Annotated in this window: 20 protein-coding genes; 9 read left to right on the top strand and 11 right to left on the bottom strand. The window is 73.7% G+C overall.

The window, feature by feature from the left end:
• Positions 1-93 precede the first annotated feature (93 nt).
• The gene (locus AB0C04_RS27155) at positions 94-882 is read right to left on the bottom strand and encodes an aldo/keto reductase (RefSeq protein WP_357059743.1); all 789 of its coding nucleotides are present in this window, start codon (positions 880-882) and stop codon (positions 94-96) included.
• Positions 883-1,006: 124 nt separating this feature from the next.
• Between AB0C04_RS27155 and AB0C04_RS27150 the strand changes: the two genes are divergently transcribed.
• The gene (locus tag AB0C04_RS27150) at positions 1,007-2,065 is read left to right on the top strand and encodes a DNA polymerase ligase N-terminal domain-containing protein (protein ID WP_357059741.1); all 1,059 of its coding nucleotides are present in this window, start codon (positions 1,007-1,009) and stop codon (positions 2,063-2,065) included.
• Between the two features lie 14 nt (positions 2,066-2,079).
• Positions 2,080-3,270: a threonine synthase gene (locus AB0C04_RS27145; RefSeq protein WP_357059739.1), complete on the top strand. Its 1,191-nt coding sequence runs from the start codon at positions 2,080-2,082 to the stop codon at positions 3,268-3,270.
• A gap of 33 nt (positions 3,271-3,303) precedes the next feature.
• Here the strand turns inward: AB0C04_RS27145 and AB0C04_RS27140 are convergent, their stop codons facing one another.
• The 4 genes from AB0C04_RS27140 to AB0C04_RS27125 all read right to left on the bottom strand — a co-directional run bounded on the left by AB0C04_RS27140 (position 3,304) and on the right by AB0C04_RS27125 (position 6,862).
• Positions 3,304-5,100 carry a glycoside hydrolase family 15 protein gene (locus AB0C04_RS27140; RefSeq protein ID WP_357059736.1) on the bottom strand — a complete coding sequence of 599 codons (1,797 nt, stop codon included), beginning with the start codon at positions 5,098-5,100 and terminating at the stop codon, positions 3,304-3,306.
• Between the two features lie 54 nt (positions 5,101-5,154).
• The gene (locus AB0C04_RS27135; protein ID WP_357059734.1) at positions 5,155-5,544 is read right to left on the bottom strand and encodes a cupin domain-containing protein; all 390 of its coding nucleotides are present in this window, start codon (positions 5,542-5,544) and stop codon (positions 5,155-5,157) included.
• 236 nt (positions 5,545-5,780) lie between these two features.
• On the bottom strand, positions 5,781-6,188 hold the full coding sequence (locus AB0C04_RS27130; protein WP_357059731.1) for a hypothetical protein: 408 nt from the start codon (positions 6,186-6,188) through the stop codon (positions 5,781-5,783).
• Between the two features lie 197 nt (positions 6,189-6,385).
• Positions 6,386-6,862 (bottom strand): septum formation initiator, encoded by a 477-nt coding sequence (locus AB0C04_RS27125; RefSeq protein WP_357059728.1) that lies wholly within the window; start codon positions 6,860-6,862, stop codon positions 6,386-6,388.
• A gap of 103 nt (positions 6,863-6,965) precedes the next feature.
• Between AB0C04_RS27125 and AB0C04_RS27120 the strand changes: the two genes are divergently transcribed.
• From AB0C04_RS27120 to AB0C04_RS27110, 3 genes are all read left to right on the top strand, one after another.
• Positions 6,966-7,661 (top strand): response regulator transcription factor, encoded by a 696-nt coding sequence (locus AB0C04_RS27120; RefSeq protein ID WP_357059726.1) that lies wholly within the window; start codon positions 6,966-6,968, stop codon positions 7,659-7,661.
• The gene (locus AB0C04_RS27115; protein WP_357059723.1) at positions 7,658-8,935 is read left to right on the top strand and encodes a HAMP domain-containing sensor histidine kinase; all 1,278 of its coding nucleotides are present in this window, start codon (positions 7,658-7,660) and stop codon (positions 8,933-8,935) included. The genes AB0C04_RS27120 and AB0C04_RS27115 overlap by 4 nt, the downstream gene beginning before the upstream one ends.
• Positions 8,936-9,016: 81 nt before the next feature.
• Entirely contained in the window at positions 9,017-9,598 is a 582-nt protein-coding gene (locus AB0C04_RS27110) for a PepSY domain-containing protein (RefSeq protein ID WP_357059721.1), read from the top strand.
• Between the two features lie 141 nt (positions 9,599-9,739).
• Here AB0C04_RS27110 and AB0C04_RS27105 read toward each other — a convergent pair whose 3' ends face one another.
• A complete protein-coding gene (locus AB0C04_RS27105) occupies positions 9,740-10,627 on the bottom strand; it encodes a sulfotransferase domain-containing protein (RefSeq protein ID WP_357059718.1) in 888 nt (295 codons plus the stop codon).
• 94 nt (positions 10,628-10,721) lie between these two features.
• Between AB0C04_RS27105 and AB0C04_RS27100 the strand changes: the two genes are divergently transcribed.
• Positions 10,722-11,825: a hypothetical protein gene (locus AB0C04_RS27100; protein WP_357059715.1), complete on the top strand. Its 1,104-nt coding sequence runs from the start codon at positions 10,722-10,724 to the stop codon at positions 11,823-11,825.
• Between the two features lie 4 nt (positions 11,826-11,829).
• Here the strand turns inward: AB0C04_RS27100 and AB0C04_RS27095 are convergent, their stop codons facing one another.
• Together AB0C04_RS27095 and AB0C04_RS27090 are read right to left on the bottom strand one after the other, a co-directional pair.
• Positions 11,830-12,111, bottom strand: coding sequence for an adhesin (locus tag AB0C04_RS27095; protein ID WP_357059712.1), 282 nt, complete (start codon positions 12,109-12,111; stop codon positions 11,830-11,832).
• 190 nt (positions 12,112-12,301) lie between these two features.
• On the bottom strand, positions 12,302-13,375 hold the full coding sequence (locus AB0C04_RS27090) for an NAD(P)-binding domain-containing protein (RefSeq protein ID WP_357059709.1): 1,074 nt from the start codon (positions 13,373-13,375) through the stop codon (positions 12,302-12,304).
• A 118-nt stretch (positions 13,376-13,493) separates the two neighbouring features.
• Between AB0C04_RS27090 and AB0C04_RS27085 the strand changes: the two genes are divergently transcribed.
• The 3 genes from AB0C04_RS27085 to dacB all read left to right on the top strand — a co-directional run bounded on the left by AB0C04_RS27085 (position 13,494) and on the right by dacB (position 16,413).
• Complete coding sequence (locus AB0C04_RS27085) at positions 13,494-14,222, top strand: aquaporin (RefSeq protein WP_357059707.1); 729 nt, start codon at positions 13,494-13,496, stop codon at positions 14,220-14,222.
• 101 nt (positions 14,223-14,323) lie between these two features.
• Positions 14,324-14,761 carry a hypothetical protein gene (locus AB0C04_RS27080; protein ID WP_357059704.1) on the top strand — a complete coding sequence of 146 codons (438 nt, stop codon included), beginning with the start codon at positions 14,324-14,326 and terminating at the stop codon, positions 14,759-14,761.
• A gap of 68 nt (positions 14,762-14,829) precedes the next feature.
• Positions 14,830-16,413, top strand: a complete 1,584-nt coding sequence (dacB, locus tag AB0C04_RS27075) for a D-alanyl-D-alanine carboxypeptidase/D-alanyl-D-alanine-endopeptidase (RefSeq protein ID WP_357059700.1) — start codon at positions 14,830-14,832, stop codon at positions 16,411-16,413.
• A 61-nt stretch (positions 16,414-16,474) separates the two neighbouring features.
• Here the strand turns inward: dacB and AB0C04_RS27070 are convergent, their stop codons facing one another.
• From AB0C04_RS27070 to AB0C04_RS27060, 3 genes are all read right to left on the bottom strand, one after another.
• Positions 16,475-16,801 carry a hypothetical protein gene (locus tag AB0C04_RS27070; protein ID WP_357059697.1) on the bottom strand — a complete coding sequence of 109 codons (327 nt, stop codon included), beginning with the start codon at positions 16,799-16,801 and terminating at the stop codon, positions 16,475-16,477.
• A 92-nt stretch (positions 16,802-16,893) separates the two neighbouring features.
• Positions 16,894-17,238, bottom strand: coding sequence for a DUF1330 domain-containing protein (locus AB0C04_RS27065; protein ID WP_357059695.1), 345 nt, complete (start codon positions 17,236-17,238; stop codon positions 16,894-16,896).
• A 116-nt stretch (positions 17,239-17,354) separates the two neighbouring features.
• Positions 17,355-17,792: a nitroreductase family deazaflavin-dependent oxidoreductase gene (locus AB0C04_RS27060; RefSeq protein WP_357059692.1), complete on the bottom strand. Its 438-nt coding sequence runs from the start codon at positions 17,790-17,792 to the stop codon at positions 17,355-17,357.
• Positions 17,793-17,794: the final 2 nt, after the last annotated feature.

Below are 17,794 nucleotides of genomic sequence, written 5' to 3'. Positions count from 1 at the left end.
GTGATGGCGGGGACGCTACATCCTCACGTACGTCGATGTCGATACCCTTCACCGCCGGCCCTCCGACTGAAGGAATTTGGCAGCGGGTCGGCCTCAGGAGGAGCCGAGGGCGTCGATGTCGCGCATCTCCTCGGCGGTCAGCGAGAAGCCGAAGACATCGGCGTTGGCCGAGATCCGCTCCGGGGTGACGCTCTTCGGGATCACCACGATCTCGTGGTCGATGTGCCAGCGGAGCACCACCTGGGCCGGCGAGACGTTGTGCGCGGCGGCGATCCGGGCCAGCACCGGATCGGACAGCTCGCTGGTCTTGAACGGGCTGTACCCCTCCAGCACGATGCCGCGATCCCGGTGCTCGGCGTGCCGCTGCCGGTCGTACAGGAAGGGGCTCCACCGGATCTGGTTGACCGCCGGGTTCTCCTCGGTGGCCTGGATCAGCTCGTCCATCTGCGCGGTGCTGTAGTTGCTGACCCCGACCGCCCGGGTCAGGTCCTCGTCCCGGGCGGCCAGCATCTCCCGCCACATGGGGATGCTGTCCGCGGGCGAGGACGGCGGCCAGTGGATCAGCCAGAGGTCCACGTGGTCGGTGCCGAGGGCGCTCAGGCTCGCCTCCAGCGTCTCGCGCTCGCGGCCCGCCCGTTCCGGCGGCAGCTTCGTGGTGATGAAGATGTCCTCCCGGCGCAGGCCGCTCTCCTGCACCGCCCGGCCGACCTCCTTCTCGTTGCCGTACATCGTGGCGGTGTCGATGTGCCGGTAGCCGGCGTCGAGCGCCGCCAGCACGGAGTCGTATCCGGCCTTGCCGGTGGCCTGCCAGGTGCCGAATCCGAGCAGGGGCATCCGCACCTCGCCGGAGAGCGGGACGGTGGGCTGGTCATCGTGGTCCATGACGACCGTTCTACTCCTCCTCACCCCCGCCGTGCGGCCGAAACCGGACCCCGACGACCTGACCAGGCAACCCGGACCCCGCGCTCCGCAGCGGCGCGGCCCGGGTTGCCGGAGAATGCGGGGTGTGGCGGACCGCCTGGAGGAGTACCGACGCCGGCGCGACGCGGCCCGGACGCCGGAGCCGGTGCCGCGCGAGACGCCACGCCGCCGGCAGGCCGAGGGCGGCAGGGCCCGGTTCGTGATCCAGCAGCACCACGCCCGGAGCCTGCACTGGGACCTGCGGCTGGAGCGCGACGGGGTGCTGGCGTCCTGGGCGGTGCCGCGCGGACTGCCCCGGGATCAGGGCCGCAACCACCTCGCCGTGCACACCGAGGACCACCCGATGGAGTACCTCACCTTCCACGGTGAGATCCCGGCCGGCGAGTACGGCGGCGGCACGATGACCGTCCACGACCGGGGGACCTACCGCGCCGAGAAGTGGCGCGACGACGAGGTCATCGTGGTGCTCGACGGGGAGCGGACCGCCGGGCGCTACGTCCTCTTCGCGACCGGCGGCAAGAACGGCCGGGACTGGATGATCCGGCGGACCGACCCGCCACCCGAGGGCTGGACGGCCATGCCCGAACTGGTCCGCCCGATGCACCCCACGCCGGCCGGCCGGCTGCCCCGCGATGAGCAGGAGTGGGGGTACGAGCTGCGCTGGGACGGCGTCCGGGCGCTGGCGTACGTGTCGGGCGGGCGGTTGCGGCTGCTCTCCGAGACCGACGAGGACGTCACCGGGGCGTACGGCTGGCTGCGGGAGCTGGCCGAGGAGCTGGCCCCCACCGAGGTGGTGCTGGACGGCGTGCTGGTCCGGATCGACGGCGCCGGCCGGATCCGCCCGGCCAGGCCGAACGCCCGCGGACGGGTGCCCGCCGGCGCCCAGTACCTGCTCTTCGACCTGCTCTGGCTGGAGGGGGTGAGCTGCGTCGACCTGCCGTACACCCAGCGCCGGGAGCTGCTCGACGGCCTGGCGCTGACCGGCCCGCACTGGCAGACTCCGCCGTGGTTCCCCGGCACCGGCGCCGAGGCCCTGCGCACCGGCCGGGAGCAGGGGCTGCCCGGGGTGGTGGCGAAACGGCTCGACTCGGCCTACGAGCCGGGCCGGCGGAGCCGGCGCTGGTTGAGCATCGACGCGGCCTGACGGCGAGGAGCGACGTGTACCTGACCCACCTGGAGTGCCCGCGCTGCGGCAAGGAGCACCCGGCCGACCGGCCACAGAACCTCTGCGACTGCGGCTCCCCCGTGCTGGCCCGCTACGACCTGGCCGCGGTGGCCCAGGCGGTCACGCCGGAGCGGTTCACCCTGCGCCCGGCGGATCTGTGGCGCTACCGGGAGCTGCTGCCGGTCGCCGACCCGCGGTACGTCACGAGTCTGGGTGAGGGCTGGACGCCGCTGCTGCGCACCCCGAACTACGGCGCCGAGATCGGCATCCCGGAGCTGATCGTCAAGGACGAGGGGCTCATCCCGACCGGCTCGTTCAAGGCCCGAGGCGCCGCGGTGGGCATCAGCCGGGCCCGCGAGCTGGGCGTCGAGCACATCGCCATGCCCACCAACGGCAACGCCGGGGCGGCCTGGGCGACGTACGCCGCGCGGGCCGGCATGGGCGCCACCATCGTCATGCCGCTGGACGCGCCGAGCATCTGCCGGCGCGAGTGCGTGGCCGCCGGCGCCGACCTGCGTCTGGTCGACGGGCTGATCAGCGACGCCGGCCGGCGGGTGGCCGAGTTGATCGCCGGCTCCGGCGGCGCGATCTTCGACGCGGGCACGCTGCGCGAGCCGTACCGCCTCGAGGGCAAGAAGACCATGGGCTACGAGATCGTCGAGCAGCTCGGCTGGCAGGTCCCCGACGTGATCGTCTATCCGACCGGCGGCGGCGTCGGCCTGATCGGTATCCACAAGGCGCTGCAGGAGCTGCGCGAGCTCGGCTGGATCGAGGAGAAGTTGCCCCGGCTGGTGGCGGTGCAGTCCACCGGCTGCGCGCCGATCGTCCGGGCGTTCGCGGCCGGGAACGATCGGGCCGAGCCCTGGACGGACGCGCACACCGTCGCGTTCGGCATCACCGTGCCGGCCCCGCTCGGCGACGAGCTGATCCTGGCCGCGCTGCGCGCCAGCGCCGGCACCGCGGTGGCGGTGACCGACGAGGAGATCCTCACCGACCTGCGCGACTTCGCCGCCCGGGAAGGGCTGCTGCTCTGCCCCGAGGGGGCGGCCTGCCTGACCGCGGCCCGGCAGCTGCGGGCCGGCGGCTGGATCCGGGCCGGCGAGCGCGTGGTGGTGCTGAACACCGGCGCCGGGTTGAAGTACCCGGAGACGGTCGACGTCTCCGAGGTGCCGGTGCTGGCCTGAGACGGTCGCACCGGCCGCCGGCGCGGCTCCGGGTCAGAACTGCGTCGGGTCCGTGATCCGCCAGGCCGCGTTGATCAGGCCGATGTGCGACAGCGCCTGCGGGAAGTTACCCAGGTGCAGGCCGCCGGCCGGGTCGATCTGCTCGCTGAACAGCCCGAGGTCGTTGGCGTGGCCGACGACCTGCTCGAACAGCGCCTCGGCGCGCTGCTGTTCGCCGGTCAGCACCAGGCATTCCACCAGCCAGAACGAGCAGAGCACGAAGCCGGCGGGGTCGTGGCTGAACCGCCGGACCAAGCCGTCGTCGGTGCCCAGCTCACGCTCGACGACGGCGATGGTGGCGCGCATCCGGGGGTCGGTGGCCGGCAGGAAGTGCACCACCGGCAGGAAGAGCGCCGAGGCGTCCAGCTCGGTGGAGCCGAACGAGGCGGTGAATGCGCCGATCTCGTCGTTCCAGCCCTCGCGCAGCACGGTCGCGCGGATCTCGTCCCGGACCGCCGCCCAGCGCCGCGGGTCGGCCCGGTCACCGAGCCGGTTCGCCAGACGTACCGCCCGGTCCATGGCCACCCAGCAGAGCACCTTCGACGACACGAAGTGCCGCTCGACCGCCCGGGCCTCCCACATGCCCCGGTCGGGCAGCTGCCAGGTGCACGCCACCTGCTCGGTCAGCCCGAGCACCATCTCCCGCAACTCCTCGTCGAAGGTCTGCCCGAGGTAGTCGCGCAGCCGCCACACCGATGAGATGATCTCGCCGGGCACGTCGAGCTGCCGCTGCTTCCAGGCCTCGTTGCCGATGCGGACGGGCTGACTGCCGGCGTAGCCGTCGAGGTGCGGGCAGTAATGCTCGCTGATGTCCCGCTCCCCCTGCAGCCCGAAGAGCACCGGCACCGGATCGTCGCCGATCCGGCCGATCGAGCGGGTGACCCAGGCGAAGAGGCGGGACGCCTCGTGCGGGCAGGCCGCCACCCAGAGCGCGCGCATGGTCATGGAGAAGTCGCGCAGCCAGGAGTAGCGGTAGTCGTAGTTGAGCTCGCCTCCGAGCTGTTCGGGCAGCGAGGTGGTGAGCGCCGCGGCCACCGCGCCACTGCGGCCGTACGTCAGGCCGGTCAGCGCGGTCGAGCTGGCCCGGACCAGCTCCGGGTACCGGCCCGAGTAGGGGTGCACCTCCCGGAACGCCTCCCAGGCCTGGATCGTCTCGTTGAGCCCGGCCACCGGGTCGAGCCGGGCCGGCGGGTCTCCGTAGGCCGGCGCGTAGGCCAGGTCGAAGCCGACAGTCTGGCCGGCCGCGACTTCGAACTCCTGGTGGACCCGATCCCGGTCGGCCCGCAACGGCAGTCCGCCGGCGCGCAGCACCAGCACCGCCGGGCCCGCGGCGGCGAGCACTCCGCCGTCCGGCTGCTCGTGCACGTACGGGGTGAGCAGGCCGTGCTCCGGGCGTGGTGCGAAATCCAGCGCCATCCGGACCCGCCCGGTCAGCCCCTCGACCACGCGTAGCAGCACCGCGGGCGACTCCATGCCGAGGTCGTGCCCGCGGGCACCGGCAGCCGCGGCAAGCGCGTCGGTGACCGCCACGCTCCCTTCCGGGGTGTGGTGCACGGTGCGCAGCACCAGGGTGTCCGGGCTGTAGGCCCGCTCCACCCGGTGCCCGGGCTCACCGACAGCCACCGGGGCCAGCCGGTAGTGGCCGGCTCCGGGGTCGAGGAGCCGGGCGAAGACGGACGGGCTGTCGAACCGGTCCGGGCACCACCAGTCGACGGAGCCGTCCAGCCCGACCAGGGCGCCGGAGCGGCAGTCGGAGAGGAATCCGTAGTCGGAGATGGCGGGCTGCTCCATCCGCGGCGGGTACCCGGATCGAATCGGATCAGACCGGCGCGGGCGCCGACCCCGTCAGCTGGGCGGCTCGTCCTGGCCCGCGGCCTCCGCGGCGTCCGCCTCCTGCTTGGTCCGGTGCACCGCCTGGTCGGCGTGCTCCGGCGGGCCGTAGACGGTGTAGAGCACCAGCGGGTTGGGGCCGGTGTTGACGAAGTTGTGCTTGGTGCCGGCGGGCACCACCACCAGGTCGCCCTGGACGACCTCCCGCTTCTCCCCGGCGATCCGGGCCTCGCCGGTGCCGCTGACGAAGGTCAGGATCTGGTCGATCCCCTCGTGCACCTCCTCGCCGATCTCGCCGCCCGGCGGAATCGTCATGATCACCAGCTGGGTGTGTTCCCCGGTCCACAGCACCCGCCGGAAGTCCGGGCTCTTCTCGGCGACGGTCGCGATCGTGAAATGCTCCATGCCGCGCTCATACCCGTTCCGGCGGCGCGCCACGCCGGGACTCGCAGATGGTGGAATTCGCCACTCGGCGGAGGTTTGGATCCGTACCGACCGGGGATCGACAAGGCTGACGGGCACTTAGCCGGTCGAGCCAGGTCCCCGCTGGCGTACCGCCGAACGGCTGCGATGGTGGGAGACGGCCAGAGCGCGGCGACGTTCCGACCGAGGTCGGGCGGCGCCGTGCGCTCGTCTGCGTTTCAGGCCAGCACCGCGAGGTGGAAGCCGCGGTCGGCGGCGGTGCCGTCGCTGGCGAAGGTCTCCACGAAGACGCCGTTCGGGATACCCGTCCGGCCGGCCACCGAGATCTCACCCGCCGGCGCGACGCCGGCGCTGCCGGGTAGGCCGAGCGTGCCGACGTACCCGGCGGCCGACACGTCCTGGTCGAAGATCACTTGATACATGCCGGCGGAGAGGCGGTTGGCGGTCGCGACGCCGAGCCCACGGATCAGGGCGCCGTTGGCGTTGACCACGGCGAAGAGCACCCGCGCGGTCGCCGGCAGGCCGACGGGGGTGCAGGTGGTGAGTTCGTCATCGGCACGAACGACATCGCCCTCCTCCGGTGTGGGTTGGGCCATCGACCCCCGCCGGGATCTCGAGCTGGGCATGCGCGGTCCTCCCTGCTGGCCGGCCGGGGCGGGCAGCGATGAGGCAGTTGTGGGGCAAAGCGGAATCAGCGACGATCGCACCCTTTGTCATCGAACGTAGAGCGGAAATCCGCGCGGCAACCAGTCGCAGCGCTGTCCGATCATGGACAGTTGTCGATACCGCGAGGTGGCTTCATATCGCCTGACCTGCAACGGAGTCAGTCGTCCGGCACCGACACCGGCTCACCACCGAGGCAGCGCACCTGTAGCTCGTGCTTCCCGGCGCCCCCCTCGAAGCGCACCTCGACGTCGTCGTCCGGCCCCCGGTCGACGTCGCGCACCCGAAAGCCCTGCGCCGGCGCCCAGGAGACCAGACGTACGCCCTCGGGAGTGCACTCGGCGACGGCGGTGCCACCCGGGGTGGCGAAGCTGCGCCGGGCGCCCGTGCTGGTCGACGGCGGGACGGACGACGGCGGGGCGGCGGCCGACGGCACGCTCGCCGTCGGCCCGACGGACGGCGCCGACGGCAACGGATCGGCGGAGAGCGCGCGGGCCACCTCCTCCTCGCTGCGCACCCCACCCGGCGTCCCGGTGATGCTCTCCCCCACCAGTCGGATCGCCGCCAGCCCGATCAGGGTGGCGACGGCGACGGTGGCCAGCCACCCGGCGGCGACGAGAAGCGAACGGCGGGACATCCTCCGAGTGTCCCCGACCGGAGGTTGGCGCCGGCACAGCACGACGCTAAAGGAGGGTTAACGAACCGTCGGATCGACGCCGACAGCGGTTAGCCTGCGAGCTGTGGCCCGCCTGCTGCTCATCGAGGACGACCTGACCATCCGTACGCCGCTGATCCGGGCGCTGCGCGAACGTGGGCACGCGGTGGCCGCCGCCTCGACCGCGATGGCCGGGCTGCGCGACGCGCTCGAAGACCGCCCCGACCTGGTGGTGCTCGACCTGGGGCTGCCCGATCTGGACGGTCGCGAGCTGCTGCGGATGCTGCGCGCGGTCAGCTCGGTGCCGGTCATCGTGGCCACCGCCCGCGACGACGAGACCGAGATCGTCCGGGTGCTCGACGCGGGCGCCGACGACTACGTGGTCAAGCCGTTCACCGCGGCCCAGCTCGACGCCCGGGTCCGGGCGGTGCTCCGACGTGGGCCGTCGGGCGCCGGAACGTCCGACCCGGCGCTCGTCGTCGGCGGGTTGCGCGTCGACCCCCGGTCCCGGCAGGTCACCCTCGACGGGGCGCCGATCGAGCTGACCCCGCGCGAGTTCGACCTGCTGCACCACCTCGCCGGCCGCTCCGGGCAGGTGATCACCAAACGGGAGCTGCTCACCGAGGTCTGGCAGATCCCCTACGGCGGCGCCGACAAGACCGTCGACGTGCACCTGTCCTGGTTGCGCCGCAAGCTGGGCGAGAGCGCGCAGGAGCCGCGCTACCTGCACACCGTGCGCGGCGTCGGCGTGCGGCTGGAACCGCCGGCGGCAGCCGGATGAGGGCCCGGCTGGCACTGCTGGTCGCCGCGGTCAGCGTGCTGATCCTGATCGCGTTCCTGGTGCCGCTGGCGCTGCTGGTGCGGACCGTCGCCGAGGACCGGGCCACCGTGCGGGCCACCGCCGACGCGCAGAGCCTCGTGCCGGTGGTGGGCACCGCCGACCCGGCCACCATCCGGCTCACCGTCGAGCAGCTCGCCGCCGACTCCGGCCGGCCGGTGAGCGTCTACCTGCCCGACGGCGCCGTGCTCGGCGCGCCGGTCCCCCGTACCGCGGCGGTGGCGCTGGCCGCCCGTGGCCAGAGCCTGACCGGGGAGTCCGCGGCGGGCCGGGAGGTGGTCATCGCCGTACAGGGCCGGGCGGACGGCACCGGGGTGATCCGGGTCGAGGTGCCCCGGGCCGAGCTGACCGCGGGAGTGACCCGGGCCTGGCTGGTGCTCGCCCTGCTCGGGGTGCTGCTGGTGCTGATCGGGCTGCTGGTCGCGGACCGGTTGGCACGCACCCTGGTCCGACCGATCGGCGCGCTCTCCGCGGTGTCGCACCGGCTCGCCAACGCCGAACTGGACGCCCGGGTCACCCCGTCCGGGCCGGCCGAGCTGCGCGAGGTCGGCGGCGCGCTGAACCATCTGGCCAGCCGGATCCAGGTGCTGCTGGTGCAGGAGCGCGAGCAGGTCGCGGACCTGTCCCACCGGCTGCGTACCCCGTTGACCGCGCTGCGGCTGGAGGCGGAGTCGCTGCGCGACCCGGACGACGCCGCCCGGGTGACCGCCGCAGTGGACGGCGTGGAGCGGGCGGTCACCGGCCTGATCCAGCAGGCCCGCTGGCGGCGGTCGCCGGGGGCCGGGCCGGCCGGTTCGGACGCGGCCGGCATCGTCGGCGAGCGGGTGGCGTTCTGGTCGGTGCTCGCCGAGGACACCGGCCGAGCGGTGACCCTCGACCTGTCACCCGGCCCACTCCCGGTCGGCGTGCCCGCCGACGAGCTGGCGGCGGCGGTGGACGCCCTGCTCGGCAACGTCTTCGCGCACACCCCGGACGGCACCCCGTTCACCGTCCGGCTGGTCCGCGACGGCGGGCAGGTGGTGCTGACCGTGGCCGACCGGGGGCCGGGCATGCCGGCCGACGCGGTGCGTCGGGGTGCCAGCGCGGCCGGTTCGACCGGCCTCGGGCTGGACATCGCCCGGCGGGCGGCGCAGGCTTCCGGCGGCCTGCTGGAGCTGGCCACCGCCCCGGGCGGCGGGGCGGAGGTCCGCCTCCGGCTCGGCCCACCGACGGCTTAACCGGGCCTTAGCATCGGCACAGCGCGGCGCTATCCGGGCGAAACCGATCCTCGTAACTGACAACCGAGGAAAGGTGGAGACATGAAGCGCAGCGCGATGATCCTGACCACGGCCGGAGCGGCCGTGCTCGCGGTGGCGGGGGTGGCGCTCGGCGTCAGCGCCGCCGACGGGCAGCGCGCCCAGGGCACCACCCTGGCCGCCGCCACGACCGCGCCGGGCACGCCGGACGACAGCACCACCAGCGCGACGCCGGACGACAGCAGCAGCGCTACGCCGGATGACAGCGCCTCGGCCGGCGCACCGGGCAGCCCGAGCGGCGCCCCGACGACCAGCGCCGCCCCGGGGCAGAGCACCGGCCCGGCCACCGGCGATCGGATCGACCCGCAGCGGGCCGGCGAGATCGCGCTGGCCCGGGCCGGTGGCGGACGCATCGTCGAGGTCGAGGCGGAGCAGGAGCACGGGCGTCCGGTGTGGAGCGTGGAGATCGTGGCCGGTGGCACCGAGCACGACATCGACGTGGACCGGGACAGCGGCGCGGTGCTCCGGGCCGAGCAGGAGCCGGCGGACGACGACGACGCTGACGACAACGACGACAAGCACGATGACGACGACGATCACGGCGACGACGATGACGACGACGACGATCACGGCGACGACGACTGAGCATCCGCCGCCCCGGCCCGCCGCCCTCAGCCGGCGGCGGGCCGGGGCCGCTCGGCGTGTCGGTCGGTCGGCGATGCGCCAGACCCACCCGCCGCAGTCACCCGTCGGAGCCACCCGCCGGTGACGCTGGGCCCGGGTCGGTCAGCGGTTCAGCCAGGCGAGCAGGTCCGGCGGGGCCAGCGCGGCGGCCCGGTCCTGGTAGCGGGCCCGGCCCGCCGCGTCGAGCAGCTCCCGCCCCTGCCCGGACCGCCCGGCCCGGAAGAAGGCCTTACGGTCCTTGAGCACCCCGGCCGGGTCGGGGGCGAGCCGCTCGGCCCGCTCCCGCATACGGGTGAAGGTGGCCGCCTCGACCAGGTCCGGCCAGCGCTCGTCGGGCACGGTGAGACCGCACCGGTCGGCGAGCCGGCGCATCTGCGCGTCCAGGTCGCTCAAGAGGTCGGCGTAGTGCACCAGCACCACGTTCGGTTCGTGCCGCCGGGCCCACGCGTCGCGCAGGTGCCACATCACCCCCGGCAGCGAGTCCAGCTCCGCGCGGGGGTCGACCTCCTGGTCCACCCAACGGCTCAGCCACTGCTCGACGGGGGCCGGCGGCTTCGGTGGCTGGGTGGGCGCCGGCTGCCCGGTGAGCTCGCGCATCCGGGCCCGGTCCAGGTTGCGGGCCTGGTGGTAGAGGGAGACGGCCATGTCGAGCGGGTGCCGGGCCACCACCACGTAGGTCACCCGGGGATCGACCGGTACCCCGTCCAACGGGGTGTGGGTCTTGATGAACCGCCGGTGCGGCTGGGCGGCGAGCCGTCGGAAGACCTCCTCGCGCGGCTCGACCAGCCAGTCCAGCCACGGTGAGAGCACCGGCAACGGCGCGGGCAGCTCCGGGGTGCCGAGCACCAGCAGCGCGCAGATCATCTGCATCCAGGTGGTGCCGCTCTTGGACCGGGTGCTGATCACGATGTCCCCGTCGCGGAACGGGAAGCCGAGCCACCGGGCGCTGTCCTCGTCGGACGACCGGTAGCGGTACGGGGTCTCGGGCATCCGGCGATCGTAGTCAGCGGGGCCGCCGAGCGTCCGGTCATTTACCGGCCCGATCGGCCCTGTGACACATGGGAATGCCTGGCTACATTGAACTATGGTGCCCGCCCACGGGGGCCGGGCGGCGGAACCGGTCTACCGCCCCATCCTCGCCAACCGGCGGGGCGAGCTGGAGGCGTTGAGTCACCTCGACGCCACCGCCGCCGCGCTGATCGCCCCGATCCTCGACGTCGACCTGACCGACCACTCCACATCGGAGGCACTCACCCGGCTGCCTGCCGGTCTGCTACCGGCCGTCGACGTCACCGCGCTGCCCGACACGTCGCAGACCGAACTGGTCCGCTGGGGCGTACCGCTGGTGCCGGTGATCGGGCTGGCGGAGAGCGACCGGCGGCTGGCCGCGCACGGCGCCGCGGCCCGGGCGTACGCGCAACGATCGGTGATCCGGCTACGCGTGGGCCGTGACCGCACCGGCACGGACGCGGCGACCTCGGCGGTGGAGCGGATCTGGCGGTTCACCCGGCTCGTGCCGGAGCAGTGCGACCTGCTGGTGGACGCGGGCGACGTGTGCTGCCCGGCGGACATCCGGCTCGCCGAGCCGCGGATGCGTCGGCTGCTGGACTGGGCCCGGCGGCACTCCTGGCGCTCGGTGACGGTGGCGGCCGGCGGCCTGCCGCCGACCCTCTCCCGGCTGCCCACCGACGAGCCGGTCCGGCTGGACCGGTGGGACTGGCTGCTCTGGCAGCGCCTCGCCGATTCCGGCGTGGGCTACGGCGACTACGGCGTCGGCTCGGCGCTGCCCGGCGCCGGGCAGCCGGGCGACCGGCTGCCCACCATGTGCTACACCGCCGACGGCGCCTGGTGGATCTACCGCTGGTCGCGGCGGGGCGGGCGGGGTGACGACCGGTTCGCGGACCTGTGCCGCACGCTGGTCGGCGCGCCGCACTGGCCGGCCGCCGGAGCGTCGTTCTCCTGGGGCGACCACGAGATCCTCCGCCGCGCCCGCCGAGGGGCCGGCGCCGGCTCGACCAGCAGCTGGACGGCGTGGAGCACCTCGCACCATCTGGCACAGGTGCTGGCCGGGCTACGACATCCGAACCGGGACGGCGGGACTGCGCCCTGGCCGGCCGGGCCGGAGGCGGCCGGCCGTGGCCGACCGCCCAGGGCACAGCGCGGCGGCGAGCCCCGCCGGGCCGGCTGAGTGCCTACTGCCGCTCGGTGAAGCCGAACTGGATGATGCCCTCGTCGTCGACGGTGGCGTCGACGGAGGCGTCGCCGAGGATCTCGGCGGCGTCGGCGTCCAGGAAGATCCGGGCACCCTCGGTGTCCACCACGTGGTCGCCCTGGATCGGCTCGGCGACCAGTTCGACGGTGAGCGAACCCGCCTCGGCGTCGGCGGCGATGCGCACCCCGCCGTCCTCGGCGACGTCCTGCTGATTGGCCAGGTCACGGATGACCAGGACGGCGTTGTCGGTCATGGTGAGCATGGTGGAACTCCTCGTGGATTCTCTCGGATCGCGGTCGGAACGGCGCAGACCGGGATGTCGGCCCGCGTCCGGGGCACACGTGGGAGGCGATCGCGGTGCGACCCAGTCGCCACCACCGCATCGGGGCAGCTGAAAGGCCCCTCAGCACCTACGTTGCCCGCTGCCGGGCGATCCGTCAAATAGAGCGCGGTCAGTCGAGAACGGTGGCCGGCGCGAGCAGCGCGCGGATCTCGCGGACCGCCGCGCGGCCGGCCCGGTTGGCGCCGATCGTGCTCGCGGAGGGGCCGTACCCGATCAGGTGAATCCGGTCGTCGGCCACCACCCGGGTCCCGTCCATGGTGATCCCGCCGCCCGGGGCGCGCAGTTTCAGCGGGGCGAGATGGTCGAGCGCGGCCCGGAAGCCGGTGCACCAGAGGATCACGTCGGCGGCGACGAACCGACCGTCGGCCCAGGCGACCCCGTCGGGCGTGATCCGGTCGAACATGGGTAACCGCGTCAACACACCCTGCTCGCGCAGACGGCGGACCTCGGGGGTGACCGGCAGTCCGGTGACCCCGACCACGCTGGTCGGCGGGCGGCCGGTCCGGACCCGCGCGTCGACCAGCGCGACGGCAGCGCGGCCGTGCTCCGAGGTGAACTCGATCTCCCGGAAGTCGGGCGGACGCCGGGTGACCCAGGTGGTGCCGGCGGCGACCGCGGAGACCTCGCCGAGCAGCTGGACGGCGGAGGTGCCGGCGCCGACCACCACGACCCGCTGGCCGGCGAACTCCGCCGGCCCCCGGTAGTCGGCGGTGTGCAGCTGCCGACCCCGGAACGAGGAGCGGCCGGGGTAGTGCGGCCAGAACGGCCGGCTCCAGGTGCCGGTCGCGTTGATCAGGGCCCGGGCGCTCCACCGCCCGCGGTCGGTGTGCAGGTCCAGCCGCCCGTCCGGCTGCGGGTGCACCGCCTTGACACGGACCGGGCGTCGCACCGGCAGCCCGAACTCCCGCTCGTACGCCTCGAAGTAGTCGCTCACCACCTGGGCCGCCTGTTGGTCCGGCCCGGCGGCGGGGAAGGGCATCGCGGGCAGGTCGTGGAAGCCGTGCACCCGCTCGACGGTGAGGGTGGGCCAGCGGTGCCGCCACGCTCCGCCCGGGCCGTCGTCGGCGTCCAGGATCACGAAGCCGGCGCCGGGGGCGAAGCCGGCGCGGCGCAGGTGATACCCGGCCGAGAGGCCGGCCTGACCGGCGCCGATCACCACCACGTCGACCGAGCGGTTTTCCACGCCGGGTACAACAGCACGGGGCCTGCCGCTGTGCCCGCACGCGCCGTCGCCCCGCTCACAGTTCGCGGACTCATCATTTCGCACTGGGCAAGCCCGATTAGTCCATACGCTGACCCTCATGAAGGAAATGCACCGTTACTTCGCCGAGTTCATCGGCACCCTGCTGCTGGTCTTCTTCGGTGTGGGCAGCGCAATCGCCGCCCGGATCGAGGGCGGCGTGGTGGTGGTCGCACTCGCCTTCGGCTTCGTCATGCTGGCCCTGGTCTACACGATCGGGCCACTCTCGGGCAGCCACGTCAACCCGGCGGTCACCCTCGGCGTGCTGCTCTCCGGCAAGATCTCCCTGATCGGCGCGGTCGCCTACTGGATCGCCCAGTTTGTCGGGGCAACCGTCGCCGCGTTCATCCTCTGGGCGCTGACCCGGTGGGGCGACGTGGCGGACCAGACCGGCGCACTGGGCGCCAACGGGTACGGCGCGCACATCAACCGGGGCGGCGCGGCCGTGCTGGAGATCGTGCTGACCTTCCTGTTCGTGCTGGTCGTGCTCGTGGCGGGTGCCCGCGCCGGCCACGCGGCCATCTCCGGCGTCGCGATCGGGCTGGCGCTCGCCGTGACCCAGCTGGTCGGTGTCACTCTCGACGGCGCCTCGGTGAACCCGGCCCGGTCCTTCGGCCCGGCCCTCTTCGAGGGCGGCGTCGCCCTGCGGCAACTGTGGGTGTTCATCGTCTTCCCGCTGCTCGGTGGGGCGCTGGCCGCGCTGGCGGCACCGCTGATCATCCGGCCGGACGGACGCTACTGGGGCGGCACTGACGAGCGAGGGGCGACCGGAGCTGCGGGACCGGCCTGACGCCCGCCCTCCGCGCCGCATCGCGGTCGGCGCCCCCCGGCGGGAACCGTAGGGCGCCGCGCCGGGTCTGACCCGTGGGACACGGGCTGGGCGGAGGCGTGATGGTGGGACGACATGGCTGGTCGAGGCTGCTGCCGACTGCGGCGCTGGGGCTGCTGCTGACCGGCTGCACGGGTGTTTCGGTGGCCGACGCGCCGACCGAGGGGGACGCGTCGTACCAGGTCTGGGGCCTGAACGAGGCGTCCAGTGACCTCGACGGCGACAACCCGACGGTGGTCCTCAACGGCGATCTCGAGCGGGACAGCGAGGCGTTCTTCGCCGTGGACGGACGGTGGGAGGCCGACGGGTTCGTGCTCGACGACGACGCCGCCGAGCAGGTGCGCGCACTCGCCGACCACCTGCCCGAGCGGACCGGCGATCCCGCCTGCGAACGGCTGGTCCTGGTCGACGACGGTCTGGTCGACCGCGCGGTGGCCGTGCTGACACCGGTCAGTGGCGAACTGGAGGGCCCGGTGACCGCGACCCGGCTCGCCGACTGACCCTCCGGCGGCAATAACTTTCGGCGCGGGCCCTTCTCTGGCGATTATCTCCATGACAGCATCGACGCATGCATCGACGTCTCTTCCCCCGGACGCTGGCGCTGGTGGCGCTGGTCGCCCTGGTGTCCACCGCCGGCGCGCCCGGCGCCACCGCCGAGGCCCCGGCACCCGCGGTGACCCGCCTCAACGCGACCATCGACGCGATCCTCGCCGACTCCCGACTGGCCGGAGCGCAGGCCTCGGTGGTCGTGGTCGACACCAGCACCGGCGAGACTCTCTACGACCGCAACGGCGACCGCCGGCTGGTGCCCGCCTCCAACACGAAGCTGCTCACCTCGACCGCGGCCATGGCACTGCTCGGGCCCGGGCACCGCTTCACCACCGACGTGACCACCAACGGCAAACGCGCGGGCGGGCTGCTCTCCGGCAACCTCTACCTGCGTGGCGGCGGCGACCCGACGATGCTCGCCGCCGATTACGACGCGCTCGCCGCCCAGATCGCGGCCAAGGGCGTGCGGGTGGTCGCCGGCAACCTCGTCGCCGACGACACCCGCTACGACCGGACCCGGCTCGGGCCGGACTGGACCTGGGACGACGAGCCCTACTACTACGCCGCGCAGATATCCGCGCTGACGGTCGCGCCGGACACCGACTACGACGCGGGCACCGTGATCGTCCACGCCGCGCCCGGCAAGGCCGCCGGCGACCGGCCGGTGATCACCACCACCCCGCCGACCGGCTATCTGCGCATCGACAACCGGGCCGAGACGGTGACCGACGGGGAGACGTCGGTCTCCTTCGAGCGCGAGCACGGCGGCAACACCATCGTGGTCACCGGCCAGATCGCGGTGGGCGACGAGCCGGCCAGCGACTGGGTCACGGTCTGGGAGCCGACCGGCTACGCCACCGACGTCTTCCGGGCGGCGCTGCACCGGCACGGCGTACGGGTGCTCGGTCGCACGGTGCTCGGCCAGCCCACCCCGGGCGGGGCGACCCCGGTGGCCCGGCACGACTCGATGCCGCTGGCCGAGCTGCTGGTGCCGTTCCTCAAGCTCTCCAACAACGGGCACGCCGAGGTGCTGACCAAGGAGATCGGCCGGGTGCTCGCCGGCTCGGGCACCTGGTCGGCCGGGCTCACCGAGATCAGCGAGTACGTCGCCGGCGCCGGCATGGACACTGGCACGCTGCGCCAGCGGGACGGCTCCGGACTCTCCCGTCGCAACCTCGTCCCGGCCGGCGAGTTCGTGGACCTGCTCGCCGCGGTCCGGGCCGAGCCCTGGTTCGACACCTGGTACGCGGCGCTGCCGATCGCCGGAGAGGCCGAGCGCTTCGTCGGTGGCACGCTGCGCAGCCGGATGCGGGGCACCGTGGCGGCCGGAAACGTGCACGCCAAGACGGGGAGCCTCACCGGCGTCTCCAGCCTCTCGGGCTACGCCACCGACGCCGACGGCCGGCTGCTGGCCTTCTCCGTCGTGTTGAACAACTACCTCGCCTCGACCGTGAAGCCGCTGGAGGACCAGATCGCCATCGCGCTCGCCGGCTACGGCGAGCAGGGCGCCAGCGCCGCGAGGGTGGCGCCACCGGCGGCGCCCGACGCGCCCCGCGCGCCGGAAGGAGTGGAGTGCTCCTGGGTCAAGCCGATCGCCTGCTGACCGGCCGGTCCGGTCCCCGGCCCCTGCGTAGCGCGAGGGCCGGGGGCCGGGAGCCGCCTGGTCAGGCGCCCGGCCGGGTGGGCACCGGTGCCGTCGGGTCGCCGTGTTCGATGAGGGCGGCGATCTCCACATCCCGCAGGCCGCGCAGCGCCAGCACCCGGGCTCCCCAGCGGTGCAGCCGGCACGGGTGCGGGCTGGCGTCGTTGCGGCAGACCGTCCCGCCGGACCAGCTGCGCGGGGCGTGCACCACCACGGCCCGCACCGCGAACTGGGCGTCCTCACCGGTCACGTAGGGCGGCAGCGGGATCTCCCGGAGCACGTCGCCGACGGGCTCCGCCGCACGGGTCGGGGTGAGGGTAGGGGCGCGGTGGGCGGTGCTGCTGCTCATCTGCGGGGCCTCCACACAGGACGGTCAGACCGGGACAGCAGAAAGGTACGTCCGCGTCGTCGCGCGGTGACGGACAAACTGTCCCGTCGAGCTCAGCCGGCGACCTGTGCGCGCAGCCGGGCCGCGGTCCGCGTCGGGTCGTAGTCGGGCCCGACGCCGGTCACGATGATCGTCGAGCCCTCGATGTGCCGGGTCCGCAGCGGCAGGATCTCCTGGTACGCCGGCGAGGCGTACCAGGCCCGGGCCGCCTCCACGTCGGGGAACTCGATGATCACGACGGTCCCGGGCCACTCACCCTCGAGAACCTCCACCTCGGCGCCGTGCACCCGGAACCGGCCACCGAACGGGTCCATGGTGGCCTGGATCCGCTCGATGTAGGTGAGCACGTCCTCGTTGGTGTCGGGGGTACGCAGGTGGGCGAGCGCGAACGCGGGCATGAGGGTCCTCCCAGTCGGTGCGGCCCGGCCGGCGAGGCCGGGCCGATGGGAGAAGTCTGCGCGGCCCGCGCCGTGCCGTCGATTACCCGCGGGGTAAGGGACCGTGCGGGTGCGGGTCAGTCGCGTTCGAGCACCACCACCGGGATCTCCCGGTCGGTCTTGGTCTGGTAGTCCTCGTACGCCGGCCAGATCGCCGCCATCGTCGCCCACATCCGCGGCTTCTCCTGCGGGGTGGCGGTGCGCGCCCGGGCGGTGAACGTCTCCGCGCCGACCTGCACCTCCACCACCGGATCGGCCAGCAGGTTGCGGTACCAGGCCGGGTGTTCCGGCGCACCGCCCTGCGAGGCGACGACCAGGTAGTCCTCGCCGTCCCGCCCGTAGATGAGGGCGGTGCGGCGCGGCTTGCCGCTGCGTCGACCCCGGGTCGTCAGCAGCAGCGTGAACACCCCGGGCCGCCACTCGTGGCCGTCCGCCCCGCCGGTCTGCACGTACCGGCGGATGTGGTCGGCAACCCAGCCCGTCGGGCTGTCCACGACCTGCTCGCTGGAGGTCATCG

The sequence above is a fragment of the Micromonospora sp. NPDC048909 genome (assembly GCF_040649635.1).
In the GTDB taxonomy this organism is placed as follows: domain Bacteria; phylum Actinomycetota; class Actinomycetes; order Mycobacteriales; family Micromonosporaceae; genus Micromonospora.
The sequence above is the reverse complement of the archived record's forward strand: the minus strand, read 5'-3'. Positions and strand labels throughout refer to the sequence as shown.